Annotated in this window: 5 protein-coding genes; all 5 read right to left on the bottom strand. The window is 57.1% G+C overall.

Annotated elements, in window-relative coordinates; genetic code table 11:
- Window positions 1–112: 112 nt before the first annotated feature.
- Complete coding sequence (gene ruvA, locus ACR0B3_RS23460) at window positions 113–796, bottom strand: Holliday junction branch migration protein RuvA (RefSeq protein ID WP_480811179.1); 684 nt, start codon at window positions 794–796, stop codon at window positions 113–115.
- Window positions 793–1,296 (bottom strand): crossover junction endodeoxyribonuclease RuvC, encoded by a 504-nt coding sequence (gene ruvC, locus ACR0B3_RS23465; RefSeq protein WP_340298788.1) that lies wholly within the window; start codon window positions 1,294–1,296, stop codon window positions 793–795. The genes ruvA and ruvC overlap by 4 nt, the downstream gene beginning before the upstream one ends.
- An 86-nt stretch (window positions 1,297–1,382) precedes the next feature.
- Entirely contained in the window at window positions 1,383–2,255 is an 873-nt protein-coding gene (locus ACR0B3_RS23470) for a 50S ribosomal protein L11 methyltransferase (RefSeq protein ID WP_340298483.1), read from the bottom strand.
- Window positions 2,256–2,262: 7 nt separating this feature from the next.
- Window positions 2,263–3,513, bottom strand: coding sequence for an MFS transporter (locus ACR0B3_RS23475; protein ID WP_340254357.1), 1,251 nt, complete (start codon window positions 3,511–3,513; stop codon window positions 2,263–2,265).
- Between the two features lie 46 nt (window positions 3,514–3,559).
- Window positions 3,560–3,764, bottom strand: a 205-nt coding sequence (locus ACR0B3_RS23480; RefSeq protein WP_480811180.1) for a hypothetical protein, incomplete at its 5' end; no start/stop codon positions are given.

Here is a 3,764-nt window from a genome sequence, read left to right on the forward strand (position 1 = left end):
TTCGGCCTGACCAATAAACTCAGTCAGAAGTTCAGGACGCAAAGCGCGATCTTCGCGCAGATCATCCTGCGGGTGCGGATCGGGGCGCAATGTTGGATCAGGCGTGCTCATATCAATCCTTCGGGGCCAAGAGGCGCAGTGCCGCACGGATCAGCGCAGGGGTCGTGTCGGCCTCGTCTGCCGCGCGCGCAACCGCACTTGCCGCGTCAGAGGGGCCATAGCCCAAATTGGTCAGGGCTGAAATTGCCTCAGCCTGACTTTGCGCATCGGCCTGCGCGGTTGCAGGCGGCGGCGATGCCGCAGGGTTGGATGCAGGCCCCTGCGGGCCTTCCACCACGGGCGCAGGGGCATTCTGCGTCAAATCGCGGGCCAGACTACCACCCATCGCCATCAAAGCGGGGCCTTTATCCTTTAGTTCATTGACCACGCGCTGCGCCAATTTCGGGCCCACACCTGGGGCCGCTTTGACCGCGCCCCAATCCCCAATCGCAATGGCGCGGGCCAAGGCCTCTGTGCCAAGCGCGCCTGAAATTGCCATCGCGGCTTTGGCCCCCACGCCCTGCACAGATACCAACAAACGATGCCACTCACGATCATAGGGGGTTAAAAACCCAAAAAGCTGCAAAAGGTCTTCGCGCACCAGAAGTTCGGTGTAAAGGCTTGCCACTTGCCCCGCATTCGGCAGGTTCGCAAGAGTGCGTTCTGAGCAATGAACCACATAGCCCACGCCACCGACATCCAAAAGCACATGGTCACTGGCGCGGTAATCCACGCGGCCTGTCAATTTCCCGATCACAGGCTTGCCCCCACTGCATTCATGATCCGCGTTTGCGATTGCGCATGATGGGCATGACATATCGCAATCGCCAAAGCGTCAGCAGCATCAGGGGATTTTGGCGCGCATCCGGGCAATTGCAGGCGCACCATATGTCCAATCTGATCTTTATGCGCGTGCCCCACCCCAACCACAGTTTTCTTTACTGTGTTTGGCGCGTATTCGGCCACAGGCAAGCCTGCCTTGGCAGGGGCCAACATCGCAACACCACGCGCCTGCCCCAATTTCAACGTGGCCGCCCCATCACGATTGACGAAGGTCTGTTCGACCGCCGCGCAATCTGGTGCAAATTCGGCAAGGACGGCGATTAATCCATCATATAGCGCCAAAAGACGCGGGGCGAGATCATCGCCCACCCCTTCGATAACGCCATTTGAAATATGGCGTAGGCGCGGGCCATCCGCCTCGATTACGCCCCACCCAAGATAGCGAAGCCCTGGGTCAATACCGATGATACGCATGGCCTGCTCGCCCTTTGTGGTTCTTTGCGTCAGCTTAGCCCATCAATAGCACGAAACAAGAACATTCAACAAGCGGGGCGTGCCAATCACCCCAGATAACGCAGTGTCAGCGCCGCCCATTCCCCATGCTCGGACGCATAAACCCGCTCGAACCCTGCCGCGAGATAGGCGGCAGTGACGTCCTCAGCCTGCTCCAACAAAAGGCCTGACAAGATCAAATAACCGCCCTGCGCGGCATGACGCGCCATATCGGGGGCCAGTTCGATCAGTGGCCCCTTTAGGATATTGGCAAAGATCAAATCAAAGGGCGCACGGGCTGCGAGGGTGGGATGATCAAACCCTGCGGCTTGCACAGCCTCGATCCGATCTGCGAGGTCATTTGCTTGGGCGTTTACACGGGCGACATCAACCGCGATCTCATCAATATCCGAGGCCAGAACAGTCTGCGGAAAGACCCGGGCGGCAGCCAAGGCCAAGACCGCCGTGCCACAGCCAATATCAACCACATTTTTGAAAACATGGCCCTCAGTGAGCAGGCGATCAAACGCAATCAAACATCCAGAGGTGGTGCCGTGATGCCCTGTGCCAAAGGCCATTGCGGCCTCAATCAGCAAGGGCACGGCATCGTTTGGAACTGTATCGGCATCATGGCTGCCGTAAAGATAAAACCGCCCCGCGCGCACAGGGTGCAATTCACGGCGCACCTGCGCGACCCAATCAGTTTCGGGCAATTCTGAAACGACAAATTCCCGCGCGCCATGCGATGCCGCCAAAAGCGCCAATCCGATTTCATCAGGGGCCTCAAGGAAATAGCCGCCCACCTCCCACCGGCCAGAGCCATCTTCGATTTCAAAAACCCCTACGCCATAGGGCGCGGGATCAAGTGCCTCTATGGCCTCACCCAAGGCTTCGGCGGCGGATTTAGCAGGCAATGTGGTAAAGGCGGTAAAGGTCGTCATAAGCACCCTATTTGATCACAGTGGTGATGGGCGCAGCCACGGGTAAACCGCGCCGCGCAAGTAAGGTTTCATTCCCCGCCTCTGGATGACGCGGCACCAAAAGCGACAAGGCGAAAGATGTCGCAGCCATCCCTGACGCAAGCAGGAACACCGCAATCGGCGAGGTCAGCCAGATATACCCCAAGATCGCAGGCAAGAACACCGCTGCGATATGGTTGATGGTAAAGGCCACGGCGGCCGTAGGAGCAATATCAGCGGGATCTGCGATTTTCTGAAAATAGGTTTTGATGGCAAGGGCCAGCGCGAAAAAGATATGGTTGCCGACATAGAGCACCGCCGCCATACCCACGCCCCAATCAAAATGATAGAGGCCCGCATAAAGCAGGAAAATCACGAACAAGCCCGCATATTCAAACATCAAGGCCGCACGTTCCCCAAAAAAGGCAACAGCACGACCCAGAAGCGGTGCTGCGATCATATTGGCGACCAATGTGACCATGAACAGCGCGGTGATCTCATGCACGGCAAAGCCATAGCGCTCGACCATCATGAAGCCTGCAAAGACCACGAAAATCTGCCGCCGCGCGCCCGACATGAATTGCAGCGCATAATAGAGCCAATAGCGGCGGCGCAGGATCATTTTGCGGTTCTGCGGGGTTGGGCCCTCGAATTGGGGGAAGGCGAAAAATGCAATCACTGCAACCAAGGCGGTAAAGCCACCTGCCACGCCATACACCAAGTCATAACTCAAATCATAAGCACGCCATGTCAGCACGATTAACCCATAGGCCAAAAGCGTGGCCAAAGACCCCATCGACATCAACCAACCAATGGTCTGTGGCGCGCGCTTTTTGTCGATCCATTGCAATTGCAGCGACTGGTTGACTGTCTCGTAATAATGGAACCCGATGGAGGAGATCAGGGTGACAATCAACAACCCCCCCAAGGAGGGGAATTGCGAGGTCAGCGCCGTGGCCAGACCCAACATAACCAAGGACACAAGCGCCAATTTTTGCTCGCGGATCACAAGCAATAAAGCGATCACGCCAATCGCGAGAAACCCAGGAATTTCGCGCACTGAATGCAGCCATCCTATATCGGCCCCGTCAAACCCTGCCGCCTCAATCACAAAATTATTGAGCAATGCAGACCATGTGGCAAAGGCCACAGGCATCGCAAAAGCCATCAGGAACAAAAGAACCTGGGGGCGCTGCCAGCGCGGCAAATGTGAGGTTTCAGAGAGGGGCACGAGCTTCATAGACTTTGCCATAGGCCCGAAGGGTTAGGCTTGGCAATTGAAACTTTCACCCCATACGATCTGCCAAAAGAAATTCCGCCGCCGCATCAAGGCGAATATGCGGGGGGCCAAGCCCCGCGCGCAGGCTTGGGTCTGAAAAGGCGCGCGTCAATGCTTCGCCCGTGCCCTCCACGCTGTCACGCAGCATATCGCCCAAAGATGATATCACGCTTGGCCTGCCCTCATCTGATGCCTTGCGCAAAGATAGGATG

The organism is Ruegeria sp. CE9, assembly GCF_056537425.1.